Source organism: Bradyrhizobium sp. B039 (assembly GCF_038965675.1).
GTDB lineage: Bacteria > Pseudomonadota > Alphaproteobacteria > Rhizobiales > Xanthobacteraceae > Bradyrhizobium > Bradyrhizobium diazoefficiens.
The window spans coordinates 1,856,524-1,875,460 of record NZ_CP152416.1 but is presented as its reverse complement, the minus strand read 5'-3'; the positions used below and the strand labels follow the sequence as shown (position 1 = coordinate 1,875,460).

General features: G+C 66.3%; 18 protein-coding genes. 13 read left to right on the top strand and 5 right to left on the bottom strand.

Features of this window, described 5'->3' with window-relative positions; genetic code table 11:
* The first annotated feature begins 9 nt into the window (after positions 1-9).
* The 4 genes from napA to AAFG50_RS08855 all read left to right on the top strand — a co-directional run bounded on the left by napA (position 10) and on the right by AAFG50_RS08855 (position 4,832).
* Complete coding sequence (gene napA / locus AAFG50_RS08870; protein WP_011089775.1) at positions 10-2,523, top strand: nitrate reductase catalytic subunit NapA; 2,514 nt, start codon at positions 10-12, stop codon at positions 2,521-2,523.
* Positions 2,520-2,990 (top strand): nitrate reductase cytochrome c-type subunit, encoded by a 471-nt coding sequence (locus AAFG50_RS08865; RefSeq protein WP_028173083.1) that lies wholly within the window; start codon positions 2,520-2,522, stop codon positions 2,988-2,990. Before napA ends, AAFG50_RS08865 begins: the two co-directional genes overlap by 4 nt.
* Complete coding sequence (locus AAFG50_RS08860; protein ID WP_028173082.1) at positions 2,987-3,628, top strand: NapC/NirT family cytochrome c; 642 nt, start codon at positions 2,987-2,989, stop codon at positions 3,626-3,628. The genes AAFG50_RS08865 and AAFG50_RS08860 overlap by 4 nt, the downstream gene beginning before the upstream one ends.
* Before the next feature lie 88 nt (positions 3,629-3,716).
* Entirely contained in the window at positions 3,717-4,832 is a 1,116-nt protein-coding gene (locus AAFG50_RS08855) for an ATP-dependent RecD-like DNA helicase (RefSeq protein ID WP_028173081.1), read from the top strand.
* A 247-nt stretch (positions 4,833-5,079) separates the two neighbouring features.
* On the opposite strand, the gene AAFG50_RS08850 is transcribed toward AAFG50_RS08855, so the two are convergent.
* Entirely contained in the window at positions 5,080-6,765 is a 1,686-nt protein-coding gene (locus tag AAFG50_RS08850; RefSeq protein ID WP_028173080.1) for a tetratricopeptide repeat protein, read from the bottom strand.
* Between the two features lie 249 nt (positions 6,766-7,014).
* Between AAFG50_RS08850 and msrA the strand changes: the two genes are divergently transcribed.
* From msrA to AAFG50_RS08830, 4 genes are all read left to right on the top strand, one after another.
* Positions 7,015-7,719: a peptide-methionine (S)-S-oxide reductase MsrA gene (gene msrA, locus AAFG50_RS08845; RefSeq protein ID WP_028173079.1), complete on the top strand. Its 705-nt coding sequence runs from the start codon at positions 7,015-7,017 to the stop codon at positions 7,717-7,719.
* A 29-nt stretch (positions 7,720-7,748) separates the two neighbouring features.
* A complete protein-coding gene (gene msrB, locus AAFG50_RS08840) occupies positions 7,749-8,168 on the top strand; it encodes a peptide-methionine (R)-S-oxide reductase MsrB (protein WP_028173078.1) in 420 nt (139 codons plus the stop codon).
* 108 nt (positions 8,169-8,276) lie between these two features.
* Positions 8,277-8,441 carry a DUF3309 family protein gene (locus tag AAFG50_RS08835; RefSeq protein ID WP_053815155.1) on the top strand — a complete coding sequence of 55 codons (165 nt, stop codon included), beginning with the start codon at positions 8,277-8,279 and terminating at the stop codon, positions 8,439-8,441.
* A 212-nt stretch (positions 8,442-8,653) separates the two neighbouring features.
* A complete protein-coding gene (locus AAFG50_RS08830) occupies positions 8,654-8,947 on the top strand; it encodes a hypothetical protein (protein WP_028173077.1) in 294 nt (97 codons plus the stop codon).
* 88 nt (positions 8,948-9,035) lie between these two features.
* Here the strand turns inward: AAFG50_RS08830 and AAFG50_RS08825 are convergent, their stop codons facing one another.
* Together AAFG50_RS08825 and AAFG50_RS08820 are read right to left on the bottom strand one after the other, a co-directional pair.
* A complete protein-coding gene (locus AAFG50_RS08825; RefSeq protein WP_028173076.1) occupies positions 9,036-9,593 on the bottom strand; it encodes a DUF4112 domain-containing protein in 558 nt (185 codons plus the stop codon).
* A 62-nt stretch (positions 9,594-9,655) separates the two neighbouring features.
* A complete protein-coding gene (locus tag AAFG50_RS08820; RefSeq protein ID WP_011089784.1) occupies positions 9,656-10,081 on the bottom strand; it encodes a DUF5413 family protein in 426 nt (141 codons plus the stop codon).
* A gap of 143 nt (positions 10,082-10,224) precedes the next feature.
* On the opposite strand from AAFG50_RS08820, the gene AAFG50_RS08815 reads away from it, so the two are divergent.
* The 3 genes from AAFG50_RS08815 to AAFG50_RS08805 all read left to right on the top strand — a co-directional run bounded on the left by AAFG50_RS08815 (position 10,225) and on the right by AAFG50_RS08805 (position 11,264).
* The gene (locus AAFG50_RS08815; protein WP_028173075.1) at positions 10,225-10,467 is read left to right on the top strand and encodes a hypothetical protein; all 243 of its coding nucleotides are present in this window, start codon (positions 10,225-10,227) and stop codon (positions 10,465-10,467) included.
* Between the two features lie 38 nt (positions 10,468-10,505).
* Complete coding sequence (locus AAFG50_RS08810; RefSeq protein ID WP_028173074.1) at positions 10,506-10,730, top strand: hypothetical protein; 225 nt, start codon at positions 10,506-10,508, stop codon at positions 10,728-10,730.
* Between the two features lie 171 nt (positions 10,731-10,901).
* Positions 10,902-11,264, top strand: a complete 363-nt coding sequence (locus AAFG50_RS08805; RefSeq protein WP_028173073.1) for a hypothetical protein — start codon at positions 10,902-10,904, stop codon at positions 11,262-11,264.
* Positions 11,265-11,311: 47 nt separating this feature from the next.
* On the opposite strand, the gene AAFG50_RS08800 is transcribed toward AAFG50_RS08805, so the two are convergent.
* Both AAFG50_RS08800 and AAFG50_RS08795 read right to left on the bottom strand, forming a co-directional pair.
* Positions 11,312-12,937 (bottom strand): hypothetical protein, encoded by a 1,626-nt coding sequence (locus tag AAFG50_RS08800; protein WP_028173072.1) that lies wholly within the window; start codon positions 12,935-12,937, stop codon positions 11,312-11,314.
* A 37-nt stretch (positions 12,938-12,974) separates the two neighbouring features.
* Positions 12,975-14,267, bottom strand: a complete 1,293-nt coding sequence (locus AAFG50_RS08795; protein ID WP_028173071.1) for an adenylosuccinate synthase — start codon at positions 14,265-14,267, stop codon at positions 12,975-12,977.
* A gap of 360 nt (positions 14,268-14,627) precedes the next feature.
* Between AAFG50_RS08795 and mgtA the strand changes: the two genes are divergently transcribed.
* Together mgtA and AAFG50_RS08785 are read left to right on the top strand one after the other, a co-directional pair.
* Positions 14,628-17,126, top strand: a complete 2,499-nt coding sequence (mgtA, locus tag AAFG50_RS08790; protein ID WP_028173070.1) for a magnesium-translocating P-type ATPase — start codon at positions 14,628-14,630, stop codon at positions 17,124-17,126.
* A 167-nt stretch (positions 17,127-17,293) separates the two neighbouring features.
* Complete coding sequence (locus tag AAFG50_RS08785; RefSeq protein ID WP_049832450.1) at positions 17,294-18,856, top strand: FAD-dependent oxidoreductase; 1,563 nt, start codon at positions 17,294-17,296, stop codon at positions 18,854-18,856.
* The last annotated feature ends 81 nt before the right edge of the window (positions 18,857-18,937 follow it).

Sequence of the window (18,937 nt, the reverse complement as noted above, 5' to 3'; positions counted from 1 at the left end):
AGAGCCATCATGACATCGCCGAAGCTCGACCGCCGCCAGATGCTGAAGCTCGAGGCCGCCGCGATCGCGGCCGCCGCCGCTGGCCTCCCGGTGCCGGCGCTCGCCGCCAACCTCGCCACCGAGCGCGAGGTGAGCGAACTGAAATGGGACAAGGCCGCCTGCCGCTTCTGCGGCACCGGCTGCTCCGTGATGGTCGCCACCAAGGAGAACCGCGTCGTCGCGACGCACGGCGACATCAAGGCCGAGGTCAATCGCGGCCTCAACTGCGTCAAGGGCTACTTCCTCTCCAAGATCATGTACGGCCACGACCGCCTGACACAGCCGATGCTGCGCAAGGCGAACGGCAAATACGACAAGAACGGCGACTTCACGCCCGTGTCCTGGACCGAAGCCTTCGACATCATGGAGGTGAAGTGGAAGGAGGCGATGAAGAAGCGCGGCCCCAACGGCGTCGCCATGTTCGGCTCCGGCCAGTGGACGATCTGGGAAGGCTATGCCGCCTCGAAGTTGTTCAAGGCCGGCTTCCGCACCAACAACATCGACCCCAACGCGCGGCACTGCATGGCCTCGGCCGTCGCCGGCATGATGCGCACCTTCGGCATCGACGAGCCGCCCGGCTGCTATGACGACATCGAGGCCACCGACGCCTTCGTGCTGTGGGGCTCCAACATGGCGGAGATGCACCCCATCCTGTGGACGCGCCTGACCGACCGCCGGCTGTCCGCGCCGCATGTCCGCGTCGCCGTGCTCTCGACCTTCGAGCACCGCTCGTTCGACCTCGCCGACATCGGCATGGTGTTCAAGCCGCAGACCGATCTCTATTTGCTGAACGCCATCGCCAACCACATCATCAAGACCGGCCGCGTCAACAAGGACTTCGTCGCGGCCCACACCGTGTTCAGGCGCGGCCAGACCGATATCGGCTACGGCCTACGGCCCGAGCATCCGCTGCAGAAGAAGGCGACGGGCGCGGCGAAGGCCAACGACTCCACGGACATGAGCTATGACGAGTACGTCAAGTTCGTCTCGGAGTACACGCTGGAGAAGGCGGCCGAGATGTCCGGCGTGCCGCTCAACCGCCTGGAGGCGCTCGCCGAGCTCTACGCCGATCCCAAGACCAAGGTGGTCTCGTTCTGGACCATGGGCTTCAACCAGCACACCCGCGGCGTCTGGTGCAACAACCTCGTCTACAACATCCATCTTCTGACCGGAAAGATCTCCTCGCCCGGCAACAGCCCGTTCTCGCTGACCGGCCAGCCCTCGGCCTGCGGCACCGCGCGCGAGGTCGGCACCTTCTCGCACCGCCTGCCCGCGGACATGGTCGTCACCAACAAGGAACACCGCACCAAGGCCGAACACATCTGGCAGCTGCCCGAAGGCACCATTCCCGACAAGCCCGGCGCGCATGCCGTGCTGCAAAGCCGGATGCTGAAGGACGGCCTGATCAACGCCTACTGGGTGCAGGTCAACAACAACCTCCAGGCCGGCCCCAACGCCAACGAGGAGACCTATCCGGGCTTCCGCAATCCCGACAATTTCATCGTGGTCTCGGATGCCTATCCGTCGGTCACCGCACTCGCGGCCGACCTGATCCTGCCCACCGCGATGTGGGTCGAGAAGGAAGGCGCCTATGGCAATGCCGAGCGGCGGACGCAGTTCTGGCATCAGCTCGTCCCTGCCCCGGGCGAGTCGAAGTCCGATCTCTGGCAGCTCATGGAATTCTCCAAGCGCTTCAAGATCGAGGAGGTCTGGCCCGAGGAGCTGATCGCCAAGAAGCCGGAGGTGCGCGGCAAGACGCTGTTCGACGTGCTCTACAAGAACGGCCAGGTCGACAAGTTCCCGGTCTCCGACATCGAGCAGGGCTATCTCAACGACGAGTCCAAGGCGTTCGGCTTCTACGTGCACAAGGGCCTGTTCGAGGAATATGCCTCGTTCGGCCGCGGCCACGGCCATGACCTCGCGCCGTTCGACGCCTATCACAAAGAGCGCGGCCTGCGCTGGCCTGTCGTCAACGGCCAGGAAACGAGATGGCGTTTCCGCGAGGGCAGCGATCCCTACGTCAAGCAGGGCACCGACGTGCAGTTCTACGGCTATCCGGACGGCAAGGCGCGCATCTTCGCGCTGCCGTACGAGCCGGCGGCGGAATCGCCCGACGGCGAATATCCGTTCTGGCTCTCGACCGGCCGCGTGCTGGAGCACTGGCATTCCGGCACCATGACGCGCCGCGTGCCCGAGCTCTACAAGGCCTTCCCCGAGGCCGTCTGCTTCATGCATCCGGACGATGCGCAGGAGGCGAAGATCCGGCGCGGCGACGAGGTGAAGGTGGTGTCCCGCCGCGGCTTCATCCGCGTCCGCGTCGAGACGCGCGGCCGCGACCGGCCGCCGCGCGGCCTCGTCTTCGTGCCGTGGTTCGACGAATCCAAGCTGATCAACAAGGTGACGCTGGACGCCACCGATCCGATCTCGCTGCAAACCGACTTCAAGAAATGCGCTGTGCGCATCGAGCGGGTGAACGTGTCATGATGAAACGATTTGGAATCGCATTGCTTGCGGTCGCGATCGCCGCGGGCGCGAGCTCGCTGACCGCGCAGACGGTGACGTCGGGCCTGCGCGGCCCGGCCCCGCTCAATGACGAGGGGCCCGCGCCGCCGATGCTGCCGAACCGCAACACCTCCGAGCGGGAGGTTCGCAATTATCCGGAGCAGCCGCCGGTGATCCCGCACACGATCGACGGCTACCAGGTCGACCTCAACGGCAACAAATGCCTGTCGTGCCACGCGCGGGCGCGCACCGCGGAATCGCAGGCGCCGATGGTCTCGATCACGCATTTCATGGACCGCGACGGCCAGTTCCTGGCCTCGATCTCGCCGCGGCGCTTCTTCTGCACGGAATGCCACGTGCCGCAGAACACCGCGACCCCGCCCGTCAGCAACGATTTCACCGACATCGACACGCTGCTGTCGCGCGCAAGCCCCGGTGGCCGCCGATGACGACGACCGCTGACGAGGCAAAAGCCAAGCGCGGCTTCGTCGCGCGAAGCTGGGATTTCGCGCGCGAGCTCTGGCAGGTGCTGATCCGGCCGAGCTCGGTGTTCGGACTCGGCGTGCTGGTGCTGGCGGGCTTTGCGGCCGGCGTGATCTTCTGGGGCGGCTTCAACACCGCGCTGGAATTGACCAACACCGAGAAGTTCTGCACCGGCTGCCACGAGATGAAGGACAACGTCTTCGCCGAGCTGAAGTCGACCATCCACTTCAGCAACCGCTCCGGCGTGCGCGCGACCTGTCCGGACTGCCACGTGCCGCACAACTGGACCGACAAGATCGCGCGCAAGATGCAGGCCTCCAAGGAGGTCTGGGGCAAGATCTTCGGCACGATCGACACCCGCGAGAAATTCCTGGACCACCGGCTCGAGCTGGCGGCGCATGAATGGGCGCGCTTCAAGGCCAACGATTCGCTCGAGTGCCGCAACTGCCACAGCGCCGATTCCATGGACATCACCAAGCAGTCGCCGCGGGCCTCGGTGGCGCACCAGCGCTTCCTGTTCACGGGGGAAAAGACCTGCATCGACTGCCACAAGGGCATCGCCCACCATCTGCCCGACATGCGCGGCGTTCCCGGCTGGCAATAGGGGGATCTGCGCCGCTTGAACCGGCGGGCCGAATGGTTAGTTTTGGGGGATGGCGAATCGCTTCGGCTCGCCCCTCCTCAAGACAGACATGGCCACTTTCACCCCGCATCAGGATGCCGCTCTCAAGGCCGTCGGCGACTGGCTCAAGGCCAAGCCCGGCCGGGGCGGCACGCCGCCGGTGTTCCGCCTGTTCGGCTTTGCCGGCACAGGCAAGACCACGCTGGCGCGGCACATCGCCGAGGGCGTCGACGGCGAGGTGAAGTTCGCCGCCTTCACCGGCAAGGCCGCGCTGGTGATGCGCAACAAGGGCTGCGACGAGGCCTCCACCATCCACTCGCTGATCTACCGCGCCCGCGAATCCGGCGAGGAGCAGCCGAGCTTCGAATTGTGGGACGACGCGCCCGCGTCCAAGGCCAAGCTGATCGTGATCGACGAATGCTCGATGGTCGATGCCGAACTGGGGCGCGACCTGATGTCGTTCGACTGTCCGCTGCTGGTGCTAGGGGATCCCGCGCAGCTGCCGCCGATCCAGGGCGGCGGCTTCTTCACCAACACCGAGCCCGACGCGATGCTGACCGAGGTGCACCGCCAGGCCCAGGACGATCCGATCGTGCGGATGTCGATGGACGTCCGCGAAGGCCGCGAGCTCGACATCGGCCGCTACGGCGAGAGCGAGGTGGTGTCGCGCAAGGAGCTCGATCCCGACCGCGTCATGGGCGCCGACCAGGTCCTGGTCGGCCGCAACAACACCCGCCGCGCCTACAACATGCGGGTGCGCCAGCGTCAGAACATCGAGGACGCCTTTCCGGTCGCCGGCGACAAGCTGGTGTGCCTGCGCAACAACCGCAAGAAAGGCCTGTTCAACGGGGGCCTGTGGCGCGTGAAGTCGCGCAACACTTCGCGCTCGAAATCGCGCATCCTGTCCATGCGGCTGTCGCCGGACGAGGATCTTGGCCACAAGGTGACGAAGGTCTCGGTGCGCGCCGACTGCTTCGAGGGCGGCGTCGAGCAGATCGCCTGGGAGCAGCGCAAGCCCTATGACGAGTTCGACTACGGCTACGTGCTGACCGTGCACAAGTCGCAGGGCTCGCAATGGGACGACGTCGTGCTGTTCGACGAGAGTTTTGCGTTTCAGGACTCGAGGGCCAGGTGGCTGTACACGGGGATCACGCGCGCGGCGAAAAGGTTGAGCATCGTTGTTTAAGACTCCGATGCCGTAGGGGAGCAAAGGCGCAAAGCGCCATGCCCACCATCTCTCCACACACGAAATAAAAATGGTGGGCACGCTTCGCTTTGCCCACCCTACGACACCTGCCTACCCCGTCATTCCGGGGCGGCTCGAAGAGCCGAACCCGGAATCTCGAGTTTCTCAGGTGCGCAATTGCGCACCATAGTTCGATGCTTCGCGTCGCCCCAGAATGACGAATTGAGTTGCTCTGCAACTCAATTCGTCACTTCCCCGCGACAAAATAGAAATCCTCGCGCCCCGGGGGCGAGCCGTAGGTGAACGGCTGCTGCTCGTGCCTGGTGGCGGACCAGACGTCGTCGCGGACGATGTCGAACAGCTTCCTGATCTCGACGCGCGGCTCCTTGATCTCGCGGGCGAGCGCGGTGGCGAACGGGCTGTCGGCGCCGCCGTCGCCGTCCATCGCGGTCTCGCCGTGCTTGGCGGCATAGACCACCATGAAGCCGGCGCCGGGCTCGATGTTGGAAAAGCCCTTGTCGACCAGCTTGAGCGACAGCGTCCGCTGCATGGTCGGCGCGAACGGATTGTCGCGGCATGCATCCAGCATCACCAGACGCACCTTTCGCGCGGCGCCGACGGCGGCGATCACCTGCTCGAGGGCGACGGCCTGGGCCTCGGCATCCCTGTCGGCGGCCAGCTTGGCGTCGACGGGAACGAGATAGTTCACCCCGCCGATCTCGAATCCGTGGCCGGCGTAATAGACCACCGCCCAGTCGGCCTTCTCCGCTTCGGCGGCGAACGTCTGCAGCGCTTCGAAGAACTTGTCGCGGGTCAGGTCGCTGACCGATATCACGGTCTGGAAGCCGACGTCGCGCAGCGCGTTTGCGATCAACTTCGAGTCGCGCGGCGGGTTGGGCAGGGCGTGCACGTTCTTGTAGGCGCCGTTGCCGATCACCAGCGCGACGCGGCGCCCGGTCGCCCCGGCCGGCGCCTGCGGCGTCAGCGCGGCGAGCCGCTCCTGCGCGACGGCGCGGGCGCGCGCGACGTCGAGTTCGTCGAATTTCGTCAGCGAATAGGCCGCCGCGCGGTAGTCGGCGCGGGCCTGGGCGAGATCTTTCCTGCGCTCGTAGATCTGGCCGCGGCCTGAATGTGCCCGGACATTGTTCGGGTTGATCTGGATGGCCGAGTTGTAGTCCTTCAGCGCGGCGTCGAGGTCGCCCTTCATCATGCTGACATCGGCGCGGTTGTTGATTGCGTAGACGTTCTTCGGCTGCTTCTCGATCAGGCCGTTGCAATCGGCAAAGGCCTGGTCGTACTTGCCCATCACGCCCCAGGTGATGCAGCGGTTGCCTGCGATCTGCGGCGCGGCCGGATCGATCTTCTCGGCCTCCGCGAAATCGGCGATCGCGCCGTCGAAATCCTTCATCAACGTGCGCACGCGGGCGCGATTGGTCCAGCCGAGCAGGAATTTTGGCGTGTACTTGATCGACAGGTTGAAGTCGTCGAGCGCGCTTTGCAGCGCGCCCCTGCGCAGATGGATGACGCCGCGGTTGTTGTAGGGGACGCCGTAGGTCGGGCGCTTCTGGAGCGCGAGGTTGTAGTCCGCCATCGCGAGGTCGTCCTTGCCCGAGCGTTCATAGGCAAGGCCGCGCAGGTTGAGAACGATGACGTTGTCCGGATCGAGATCGACGGCCATGGACAGGGTCTCGATCGCGCGGGCGTAGTCGCGCTTGTTGATCAGGGTGTTGCCGCGCACGGACAGCGCGATCGCCTTGTCCTTGCCGGCGAGGCGGTCAGCGTTGAGCAGATTGTCGCAGGCCTGCGCCCTCGCCTGCAGCTCCGCCTGGCGGTCACGGCAGATGGCGAGATCGTCGCCGGCTTGCGGCTCGGCCGCGGCAGCCGCGACGGCGGAGATCAGGGTGACGAGGGTCAGGGAAACGACGCGCAGCATGTTGTCAGGCCAGCTCCAGCCACCACTTTTTTAAGTCGATCGTCGATCGCGCGGGTTCATCTAGCGCGGAGTTCCTCACCTCGCCAAGCCGGGCTGTCGCGGGCCGCGTTTTCTCACAGAGTCGTGTCCGCCGCGGCGTAACAATCGGCACCTGTCCCCGTATCTCAGGTGACTGAAATGCCGCCGGGCAGGCTGTTCGCCCGGCGCCAACCGACCTAGAATATCCACCTTCCGGAAAGAGGATCCGCCATGCGCCGTCCCGCCCTCCTGTCCCTGCTGGCTGCTACAACCGCCCTGACGCTGGCCTTTGCCCTGCCGTCCCGGGCCGCCGAGGATGCGGTCGTGATCCCCGCCCCGACCATGGACGCGGCGCCGGCGAGCGGCATCCAGACCGCCGTGATCGCCGGCGGCTGCTTCTGGGGCGTGCAGGGCGTGTTCCAGCACACTGCGGGCGTCGTCAACGCGGTCTCCGGCTATGCCGGCGGCACCAAGGCGACCGCCGACTACCAGACCGTCTCGAGCGGCCGGACCGGCCACGCGGAATCGGTCGAGATCAAGTACGACCCGAAGAAGATCAGTTACGGAAAGATCCTCCAGATCTACTTCTCGGTGGCGCACGACCCGACCCAGCTCAACCGCCAGGGACCGGACACCGGCACGCAATATCGCTCGGCGATCTTCACCACCTCCGACGAGCAGAAGAAGGTGGCCGAGGCCTATATCGCCCAGCTCAACGGCGCCAAGGTGTTCAGCAAGCCGATCGTGACCAAGGTCGGCGCGCTGGAGGCGTTCTATCCGGCGGAAGCCTATCATCAGGACTATCTGACGCTGCATCCGAACCAGCCCTACATCGCCTATAACGACCTGCCCAAGGTCGAGAACCTGAAAAAGCTGTTCGCGGATAACTACATTGAGAAGCCGACGCTGGTGAATGCCAGCAAGGCCACCAACTGATCGCGAGACCACCAAGAAACGGGAGACCCATGCCCGACGCCAAGACGAAGACCACGGACGACAAAGTCATCAAGAGCGAAGAGCAGTGGCGGCGCGAACTGTCGCCGATGCAGTACGCGGTGCTGCGCGAGAAGGCGACCGAGCGTCCCTTCTCCGGCGAATATGAGCACGACCACCGTGCCGGCACCTATGTCTGCGCCGGCTGCGGCAACGTGCTGTTCGAGTCCGACGCCAAGTTCGATTCCGGCTGCGGCTGGCCGAGCTTCACCCAGCCCGCCGTCGAGAGCCATGTCGACGAGGAAAGGGACGTGAGCCACGGCATGATCCGCACCGAAGTGCTCTGCGCCAAGTGCAGCGGCCATCTCGGCCATGTCTTCCCCGACGGCCCCGGGCCGACGGGCCTGCGCTACTGCATCAACTCGGCGGCGCTGAAGCTCGAGCCGAAATAAACGTTGCGCGCCGTTGGGTTCCGTCATGGAACCCGGCGGCGCGATGTGCTTTTCTTCTCTGGCGGTGCGGCCGATCATCGCGATTTGGCGGCCGCCAGGGAGGATGCCATGTCGCTCGGGACCATCCTGATCATCCTGGTGATCATCTACCTGCTCGGCGGCCTGTCCGGCCGCGTCGGCGGTTACGGCTACGGCATGGGCCATTCCGGCATGGGGATCGGTGGCGTCGTGCTCGTGGTGCTGGTCGTGCTGTTGCTTCTTGGCAAACTATAAACCATCCAACTAATTGAAATTACTTGATTTATAGCCCTTGCGGGGCTGCCATGCGCGGATTCATCATCTCCCATCGCAGGGGTCGCAATTTTGTCAAAACGGCCTATATTAGAGGGCGAAAATGACATGTGCGGCGGGCCCACGCGATTGGCCTCCGCCCTCCCAAACCCCACGCGCTTAAAGCCCCAGAGAAGATCACGAGGTCTTTGACCATGCGTCCACTGCGTCCGTTCAACTTCAACACCTCCGCCGAGCTCTTCCCCGCCGCGATCCGCAAGAAGAAGCGTGCCGGCTTCACCTATCGCCGGTTCGGCACCGCGGCCGAAGCCGTGCAGTTCGCGATGGAGCAGTTGCCGACGGATTCGCTGAACGGCGCCTATCTCCAGGTCGAGGAAGCGCGCTTCGACCAGAATGGCATCCGCTCGCTCTATGAGAGCGAAGCCTTCCCGCTGCCCCGTCGCCGCAAGCCCGAACCGGCTGCCGAGGCCGACGCCGACGCGGCGTAAGTTTTTTCGCCAAGCCCGATCTGCGCAGAAGGCGCGATGGCCGAAAGGCTATCGCGCTTTTTGCGTTTTGGAAGCGCAGAGCGTGGATTCAGATCCGCGGCTGCTTGTCGAGCCAGCGGCGGAGCAGGCGCATGTTGCGCATGTTGGCGCGGAACATGACGTCGAAGGCGTCGCCCGCAAGCGGCACCATGCCGACCACGCCGTCGACCGCGACATTGCCGAGCATGCGCGCCGTGAGGTACCAGGGCGCGCCCAGCGCGCGCGCCTCGCGCACCAGCCACAGCGAGATCGCGGTGGTGATGATGTCGCCGACGACGGGGATCAGTCCGATCAGGCCGTCGATGCCGTAGCGGATGTTGGTGCCGGGCAGGATGAAGGCGACGTCGAGCAGCCTGGCGATCGCCTCGAGCCGCGCGATGCGCTGCTCGCGCGTCAGGTTGCCGAACGGATTGCCTCCCAAGGGATTGTTTTGGCCGAACTCAAAACGAAACTCGCGAAATCCCTGCTCCAGCGTCTCGGGCCGGATCTCGCGGCCGTCCTGGTCGATGATCGGCCCGCGTGGTTCCGTGCCTGAGAAGGTGGCGCGCGAACGGCTCCCGGAACGGGATTTGCGCGGAGCAAGAATATCGTCGTCGGACATGGTCATGGCCCAGGGGAAACTCGCGAGCGCGGCCGAGGTTGCTGCACCGCGCCCGAACGTCGCGCGGGTTAGGTCGGCGCCGCCGCCGCTTGCGGCTCCTCGACATATCTATGCACGAGCCAGGAGGAAAGCACCGACGGCACGAAGCCGACCAAGCCGTACAGGATGAACTGAACCGCGCCCGAATCCGGCCCGCGCGAGCTGTAGGTCAGCGAGGCCAGGACGAAGGCGAACAGGCCGACCAGCAGCATCCGCAGCACCGGGCCGACCCGGCGGATGTGGAGCAGGATGTCATCGACCGCGCCGATCATCAGCGACGGCAGGAAACCGAACAGATAGCTGTATTGCAGGGTCTTGAAGAATACTGCGAACAGCTTGCCGACCTCGCCAAGATTGGTCTGGGTCCAGTAACCGGACTGGTAGGTCGTCGTCAGCAGCAGCAGGAACCCGCCGACAAACGGCCCGACCAGCGCAAACACCAGATAGCGTTTCATCAAAGACCCTCACACTTTGGCCCTGTTATAGCAGCGCCTCGGGAACCTTGAATAGCGGGCGCCGACTCCTCCCCGGGGGAACAAGTGGCAAGGCGACGAGTTCAGACAGGACCTGAATGACCCCTCTCGGACCGGAGCCGCCGATGTCCCGCAAATTTCTTCTGGCGACGATCACGCTTGCAACCCTCGGTGGCCTGTCGAGCGCGCCGGCTCTCGCGCAAGGCCACATGGGCACACCGCAGGAGCAGAACGCCTGCTCGCGCGATGCCTCGCGGCTGTGCCGCAAGGACCTCGGCAATGACGGCGCGGTGCAGAGCTGCCTGCAGGCCAACCGGGCCAAGCTGTCGAAATCGTGCAGCAAGGTGTTCGCCAGTCACGGCATGTGAAGATCGGAAACAGTCCCTTTGAACGGAGAGGTGAAGCCATGCTGCGCGACGAACAGCTCTCGATCCTCAGGGACATCAGTCAATCCATTGCCTTTGCCGACGACCGGCAAGGCAAGATGGGACAGTTGATCGCCGACGGCTACGTGATGAAGGACGGCGATCTGTTCGAGCTCACGGCGAAGGGCGTCACCGCCGTCGAGGAACACGCCGCCGCACTTGGCGAGAGCGACGCCACAAGCACGCCATCCTATCGCCTCATCTGACGCAACGCGTCGCTTTCTGCGTGACGTGCGCGCAACAATTGCGAATTCGTTCGCGCGGACCATTGCGGCCATACGACAATGGCGCATACTTGGCTCGGGCGGCGCAGCACTTTTCGATTCGAACATCACGAGAGATCGAGCAACCACATGCGGGATGAGGTTCCCGGCGTGATGGCTGAGACATGCGGCAGGTCAAGCCGCGTGAGGCGCCCCAAAACCAAGCGGCTCAAGCCCACGGAACTCGGGGACACATTCAGCATGACACGCAACCGGACCATCGCAACTCTCTTCGCCCTCGCCACCACCGCCGTCGCATTCCAGACATCGCCCGGCTTCGCCTTCTCGTCCGAAGCGCAGCAGATGTGCTCGGGCGATGCGATGCGGCTGTGCTCCAGTGAAATTCCCGACATCCCGCGGATCACCGCGTGCATGGTGCGGAACAAGGCGCAGGTCAGTCCCGGCTGCCGCGCCGTGATGGACCGCGAGCACGCCGCCGCCGCGGCATCGCGCAAGCGGGAAGCGGCCGCGCAGTAGTCATCCATCCAGGATGTCATTCCGGTTCGGTGCGCAGCACCAGTGGTCTAATCGCCCCACTGCGCGAACGCGTCGTTGAAGGCGCGCTCGCCGGGGGCGCCCTTCTCGATCGCGATGATGGCGCGGCGCTGGTTGGCGTAGACCAGGGGCACGTCGAACCAGGAACGCTCCTTCAGGAGCTGGACGTTGCGGGCGCGGTCGGCGTCGACGTTGGACAGGCCGACCAGGAAGAAGCCGTCGGTGACCTTGACCGCGAGCCCTGCGAGCGGCGTGCCGCGCGCCTGCTCGTTCGACTTCATCAGAATGCCCGGCACGTTGGAGACGCTGCCGCCCGGGAAATCCTGCGGCAGGATGAAGGTCAATTCCGCGGTGTGGCTCGCCGGCAGCGAGGAGTCAGTGTTGCGGCGGAACGACATCGTCATCTTGAACTTGCGGTCGGGAATCTCAATGTCGGCGCGCACGGCGACGTCGGCCTTCTGGTTGCCCGACGCCTTGATCGGCTCGAGCCGCCACACCACCGAGCCGACATATTGCTTGCCCTTCGGATCGGACGGATCCTCGTCATAGAGCACGACCTTCTGCGCCACCGGCGCGACCGGCTGGTCGCTGGCCGAGGGCTGGCCGACGCGATCGGGGATCTTCGGCTTGCTCTGCGGCTGGGACGCATCCTTCGGCGCCTCCACCACCTGGGTCGGCGAGGACTTGAACAGGCCGCTCACGGTCTGGAGCAGCGGCTTGCCCCAGAGAATGCCGGCGCCGACCAGGATCAACACGATGCCGATGGCGATCGCACTCTTGAACGGGAAGACTGAGCGCGCGCGCTTGGGCTTCTTGGCGTCGCGGTCGAGGACGGGGATGTGCGGGCGCCCCGACGGCTGCCGCGGCGCATAGCGCTCGGCCTCCTCGACCGACTCGTCATAGGAATAGGGCGCATCGCCCTCGCCTGCGCGGTTCTCCAGGCTCGGCTCCAGCCGGTCGAATTCCGGCGAGGGCGAGGGCACGTTGGCGTAGGTGCGGCGCGCGGCGCGATTGGCCTGCGCGGCGGCGCCGCCGAGATCGTTGACGTCGGCGGTGATGTCGCGGAAGCCGCGCACGCCAGGTGCGGGCGGCAGCGGCGGCGGAGGTCCGATGTCCGGCGGACGGCGCCCACCCGCGCGCTCGCGTCCGGCAGGCGGCGGGACCGGCGGCTCGGGCGGCGGCGGCGCCGGCGGACCGGGCTGGCGCGGCGCATCGAAACGGGGCGCGCGCGGCGGACGCTGGGCCTCGCCCTGGTCATCGACGTTGAAGGACGGGCGGTCGGCGCGCGGCGGCGGCGGTGCCGGACGGGCGCGCGGCGGAGCAGCCGGTGGGGCTGCGGCCGGGTTGCCTTCGGTGGCACGGGTGCTGGCGCGGCGGAAGGCATCGCCGCTGCCGCTGCTGCGGGTGCCGCCACCACCGGGGCGCGAGGCCTCGCGGGCACGCTGGGCGGCCTCCGATTCGACCTTGCGGACAGCCTCTTCCAGCGACAGCCGTTCGCGGGTGATCTCGGATTCGGAGAGCGGCGGCTGCACGCTGCGCAGCTGTGCGATCAGCGCCGTGCGCGCCCGCTCATAGAGCGCGCGACGGCTTTCGCCGGGAGCGTTGGGATCCAGGGCGGCAATAGCGCGGGCGATCAGCGGATAGTAATCAGCCATTTCTACTCAACTATACGCGCGTCCCGGTAAGAGATCGTTAAGCCTCAAACGGATTTTGCACCAGGATAGTATCTTCGCGTTCGGGGCTGGTGGAAAGCAGCGCGACCGGGCACCCCACCAATTCCTCGATCCGGCGGACATATTTGATGGCCTGGGCCGGCAGATCGGCCCAGGACCGTGCACTGGCGGTCGGCTCCTTCCAGCCCTCGATGGTCTCGTAGATCGGCTCGACCCGGGCCTGGGCGCCCTCGCCGGCCGGGAAGTGGTCGATCTCCTTGCCGTCAAGCTTGTAGCCGGTGCAGACCTCGATCGAGTCGAAGCCGTCGAGGATGTCGAGCTTGGTCAGCGCGAGGCCATTGATGCCGCAGGTGCGGACCGCCTGGCGGACCAGCACGGCGTCGAACCAGCCGCAGCGGCGGGGCCGCCCGGTATTGGTTCCGAACTCACGGCCGCGCTCGCCGATCTTGCGGCCGATCTCGTTGTCCTGCTCGGTCGGGAACGGGCCCTGGCCGACGCGGGTCGTATAGGCCTTGCACAGGCCGAGCACGTAGCCGACCGCGCCGGGGCCGAGGCCCGAGCCGGTCGCAGCCTGCGCCGCCACCGTGTTGGACGAGGTGACGTAGGGGTAGGTGCCGTGGTCGACGTCGAGCAGCGCGCCTTGCGCACCCTCGAACAGCATGCGCTTGCCTTCGCGGCGCTTGATGTCGAGCAGCCGCCACACCGTCTCGGCATATGGCAGCAGCTGCGGCGCCAGCGCGGTCAATTCCTTCAGGATATCCTTGCCGTCGAACTCCGGCAGATTGAGGCCGCGGCGCAAGGCGTTGTGGTGAGCCAGCAGCCGGTCGATCTTGTGCGGCAGCGTGTCGAGGTCGGCGAGGTCCATCAGGCGGATGGCGCGGCGGCCGACCTTGTCTTCATAGGCCGGTCCAATGCCGCGGCGCGTGGTGCCGATCGCGGTCGCCGCATTGGCGGATTCGCGGTGCGCGTCGAGCTCGCGGTGCAGCGGCAGGATCAGGGTGACGTTCTCGGCCACGCGCAGATTTTCCGGAGAGACGGCGACGCCCTGCGAGCGCAGCTTGGTGACCTCGTCGAGGAACGCGGTGGGGTCGAACACCACGCCGTTGCCGATCACCGACAGCTTGTGTTCGCGCAGCACGCCCGAGGGCAGCAGCGCGAGCTTGTAGGTCTTGCCGTTGATCACCAGCGTGTGGCCGGCGTTATGGCCGCCCTGGAAACGGACGACGATGTCCGCCTGCTCCGACAACCAGTCGACGATCTTGCCCTTCCCTTCGTCGCCCCACTGGGCGCCGACGACGACAACATTGGCCATTCGCGGGTAATCCCTATTCAATCTGTCTCTAGGAGGCATGATCCTCGCGGAAAACCGGTGCCCACTTTTCCGGGATCATGCCTGCGCCAAGCCCTCTCCGCGGCCCAAGGCCGCTCGCACGCAAGGCAGCCAACCGGATAAAGGAAGCGGCCCCTCTAGGCAAGCAAGAACGGGGCTTTTTCGAGGTCGGAAAGGCACCCCAAGCCTTTGATATAACCTTAAAATCCTGAAAGATTCGCGGCCCCGCGACATCGGAATTGACACGCATCAACCGTTCCGGCCCGCGATTGCGCCAAGGGATGGCTGTCACCTCCACCGCTTACCCTTCCCGGGCCTAGAAGCCTCCATGCCGGATATGCCGTGACCAAGCCACCGAACAGCCAGGCGAGCCAGTTCTGGCGCCTCCCGACGGATGCGCTCTGCACCCAGCTCGGCTGCTCCTTGCAGGGCCTGACCGCGACCGAGGCCGCCAAGCGCCTCGGCCGGTTCGGGCCGAACAGCGACGCACCGCCGCGCATCGAGGGCGCGATGCGCGCGATCCTGCGCCGGCTGCTGGAGCCGCTGTCGCTGATACTGCTGGTCGCCGGCATCGTCTCGATGCTGACCGGTGACGACATCGGCGGGCTCATCATCGTGCTGATTCTCGCCGGCTCGATCGGGCTCGACACCATCCAGGAGGGCCACGCAGTCCGCGCCGCCGAGATCCTCCGCCGTTCGGTGGCGCTCAAGGCCGAGGTCAGGCGCGACGGCGCCTTCCGCGAGATCGACGTCGACCACGTCGTTCCGGGCGACCTCCTGCGCGTCCGCGCCGGCGACATCATCCCGGCGGATGCGCTGATCCTGGAGAGCACCGCCTTCACGGCCGGGGAGGCCGCGCTCACCGGCGAGCCCTATCCAGTGCAGAAGCGCCCAGGCGCTGCCACCGATCCCGACGACACGTCGAACGCACTGTTCCGCGGCGCCGTGGCGCAAACGGGCGAGGCGATCGCGCTCGTCGTCAGGACCGGCCGCGACACCGTGTTCGGCGCGGCCGCATCCGCGCTCGCCGAGGCGCAGGCTCCCTCCCCGTTCGAGCGCGATTTGCGCGAGTTCGGCCTCGTGATCGCGCGGGCCACGCTCGCGCTGGTGCTGGTCGTGCTCACCGTCCGCGTCGTGTTCGGCCGGCCTGTGCTCGATTCGCTGCTGTTCGCGGTCGCGCTCGCGGTCGGGCTGACGCCGGAGCTGCTGCCGATGATCACCACGGTGACGCTGTCGCGCGGCGCGCTGCGCATGGCCGGCCGCAAGGTGATCGTGAAGCGGCTGGCCGCGATCCACGATCTCGGCGCCATGACCGTCCTGTGTACCGACAAGACGGGCACGCTGACCTCGGCCGAGATCACGCTCGCCGGAAGTCTCGACGGCGAGGGCAAGGACAACGCCCGTGCTGCGCAGCTCGGCGCCATCGCAGCATCGCTCGGCGGCGATCGCGGCTCGCTCGATGCCGCGCTCGTCGCCGGCCGGCCCGACGCCGCGCAGGGCTGGACGCTGGCCGGGCGGCAGGCCTTCGACTTCTCGCGCCGGCTGGGATCGGTGCTCGCGACCGGCCCCGAAGGCACGCTACTCATCGTCAAGGGCGCGCCGGAAGCCGTGCTCACATTGTGCACGATGGACGAGAGCGCGCGCATTGCTGCGCTGGCGCGCGTGCGTGAGCTCGCGAGCGAGGGCCTGCGCACCGTGGCGATCGCCTCGCGGGCGTGGAGCGGCGTGCTGCGCGAGGTCGAGACGGAGGACGAGACCGATCTCGCCTTCGAGGGCTTTTGCGCCTTCGCCGATCCGCCGAAGCCGACGGCCGCGGCCGCAATCGCGCAGCTCGCGGCGCGCGGCGTGGGCCTGAAGATCCTCTCGGGCGACGACCCCGTGGTGGTGAAGCGGCTCGCGAGCCTGGTCGGACTGAACCCCGAGCGCGTACTGTCGGGGACCGACGTTGCGGCGCTCAGCGACGCGGCGCTCGCCGTGCAGGTGCGCTCCACGGACGCGTTCGGCCGCCTCGCGCCGGACCAGAAGTCGCGCATCGTGAGGGCGCTTCAGGCGGGCGGCGAAGTGGTCGGCTTCCTCGGCGACGGCATCAACGACGCACCGGCCCTGAAGGTCGCCGACGTCGGATTGTCGGTCGACGGCGCGACCGGCGTGGCGCAGGCCGCCGCCGACATGATCCTCCTCGCTTCGGATCTCGAGGTCGTCGCCGACGGCGTCGAGGAAGGCAGGCGCACCTTCGCCAACATCCTCAAATATGTCCGCATGGGCGCAAGCTCGAATTTCGGCAACATGCTGTCGATGGCCGCCGCCTCGATCGCGCTGCCGTTCCTGCCGATGCTGCCGACGCAGATCCTGCTCAACAATCTGCTCTACGATCTCTCCGAGCTCGGCATTCCCTTCGACCGGGTCTCGGCGCAGGCAACGGCGCAGCCGCAGGTGTGGAGCATGTCGAACCTGGCGCGCTTCGCCGCGATCATGGGACCGCTGTCGTCGGTGTTCGACTTCCTGACCTTCGGCGCCCTCATCATGCTGTTTCACGCATCGCCCGGCGAGTTCCGCACCGCCTGGTTCATCGAATCCATGGCGACGCAGATCCTGGTGATCTTCGTCATCCGCACCAACGGCCGACCGTGGCGCAATTGGCCCGATCCAGTGCTGTCGGCCTCGTCGCTGATCGCCTTGCTGGTCGCGATGGTCGTGCCGTTCACCCCGGTCGGCACCTGGTTCGGCTTTGTCGCGCCGCCGCCGTTGATGATGGCCGGCATCGCGCTGCTCGTCGTCGTCTATCTCGCCTGCGCCGAGCTGCTGAAGCCCTTCGCGATCCGCAGCAAACGCAAGCGATAGAGATTTGTGACCGCGATATTTCAGATCATTTCGGACCCGCACAAATTTCCACCGACAGCGATTGACGCAGGTCAATCGCGCCCCCTGCTGCGCGCTCCTAGTATGGAACCGGGAGCCATGGAGGCGGACCAGGCGTCTGCCTCAATGTTGCAGCGAGGTCACCCGAGATGTCACGCAGCTTTGACGCCATCACCATCGGATCGGGGCTCGGCGGCCTGACCGCGGCGGCCCTGCTCGCCCGCGCAGGCCACGAGGTTCTGGTACTCGAGCGCAACCAGAATTTCGGGGGAGCGGCCACGGTCTATCGTCACGGCCAGCTCGCGATCGAGGCCTCGCTGCACGAGATCGACGGCCTGGACGCCTCCGATCCCAAGCTTCCGATCCTGCGCGCGCTCGGCATCGATCGCGATCTGCCCTTCGTGGATGTCGGCGCGCTGCACGAGGTGCGGAGCCCTCTGTTCGAGCGCCCCTTCGTGATGCCGCACGGCCTCGAAGCCGCCTCGGCCGCGGCGAAGGCGCAGTTTCCGGCGCACGCCAAGGGCATCGCCCAATATTTCGAGCGCATCGACGCCGTCCGGCAGGCGGTGGCGCTGATGAGCGAGCATCAGGACGACCGCGACTGGTGGCTCTGGAACGCGCCGACATTGCCGTGGCGCCTGTGGCCGCTGATCCGCGACCGGCACGCGACCTTGAGCGAAGTGCTCACCCGCCTGTTCGGTGACAGCGAGGCGATCAAGCTCGCGCTTGCCTCCAACCTCAGCTACTACACCGACGATCCCGACACGATGCCTTTCATCCAGTTTGCGATTCCGCAGGCCTCCTATCTCGTCGGCGGCGGACACTATGTCCGCGGCGGGTCGCAGGCGCTCAGCGATCGCCTGATCGCGATCATTCGCGACGCGGGCGGTGCGGTAGAGGCGGGACGCGAGGTCGAGACCATTCTGGTCGACGGCGCCCGCGCCCGCGGCGTGCGTCATCGCGCGACGAGGGCCGATGATGTGCGCGAGGAGCTGGCGCCGATTCTGCTCGGCAACGCGGCGCCCTCCGTGCTGGCCTCGATGCTGCCGCAGGACAAGCGCGCCGCGTTCCTGTCGCGCTACGAAGACCGGCAACCATCGATCTCACTTTGGAGCATAGCGATCGGTCTCAGCCGGCCGTCCGGCGATTTCGGCGTCAGGCACTATTCGACCAGCGTGCTGCCGGGGTGGTTGACGAAACTCTCCGGTTTCCGCGAGGCCGGCGCACTGCTGGGCGAGGATCCACCGGCACGTCTCCCCCCCTACGGCTTCGTCGCCTACGATCAGATCGATACGGGCCTGAACGAGAGACCGCCTTATCTCGGCGCGCTCGTCGGCGTCGACCGGCTCGCGAACTGGACCGGTCTGTCCGCCGAAGCAAAGCGCTCCCGCAAGGAGCGCTGGATGGATCTCGTCATTGCCGATCTCGACCGGAATTATCCCGGAATCGCCGGCGCGATCACGCAGCGCGAGATGTCGACGTCCGAAACCTTCGCGCATTACCTCAACACGCCCGGCGGCGCGATCTACGGCTTCGCACCGCAAACGCGCGGATTCAAGCCAATGCCGGCGACCGCCATCAACGGCATTTATCTCGCCTCGGCGTTCACGGGCGGCGGCGGCTTTACCGGCGCGATTCTCGGCGGAGGTTGGGCCGCACGGGCAGCGATGCACCCGAATGCGGGGCCAAGCGGCGCACAGGCGGCTTCCTGAAGTTTCGCCGTTCCGCGCGGCGCATGATGGCGATGCATCTGCGCCATTGATATCAGGCATATTTCCGTGTCTTTGGACGGT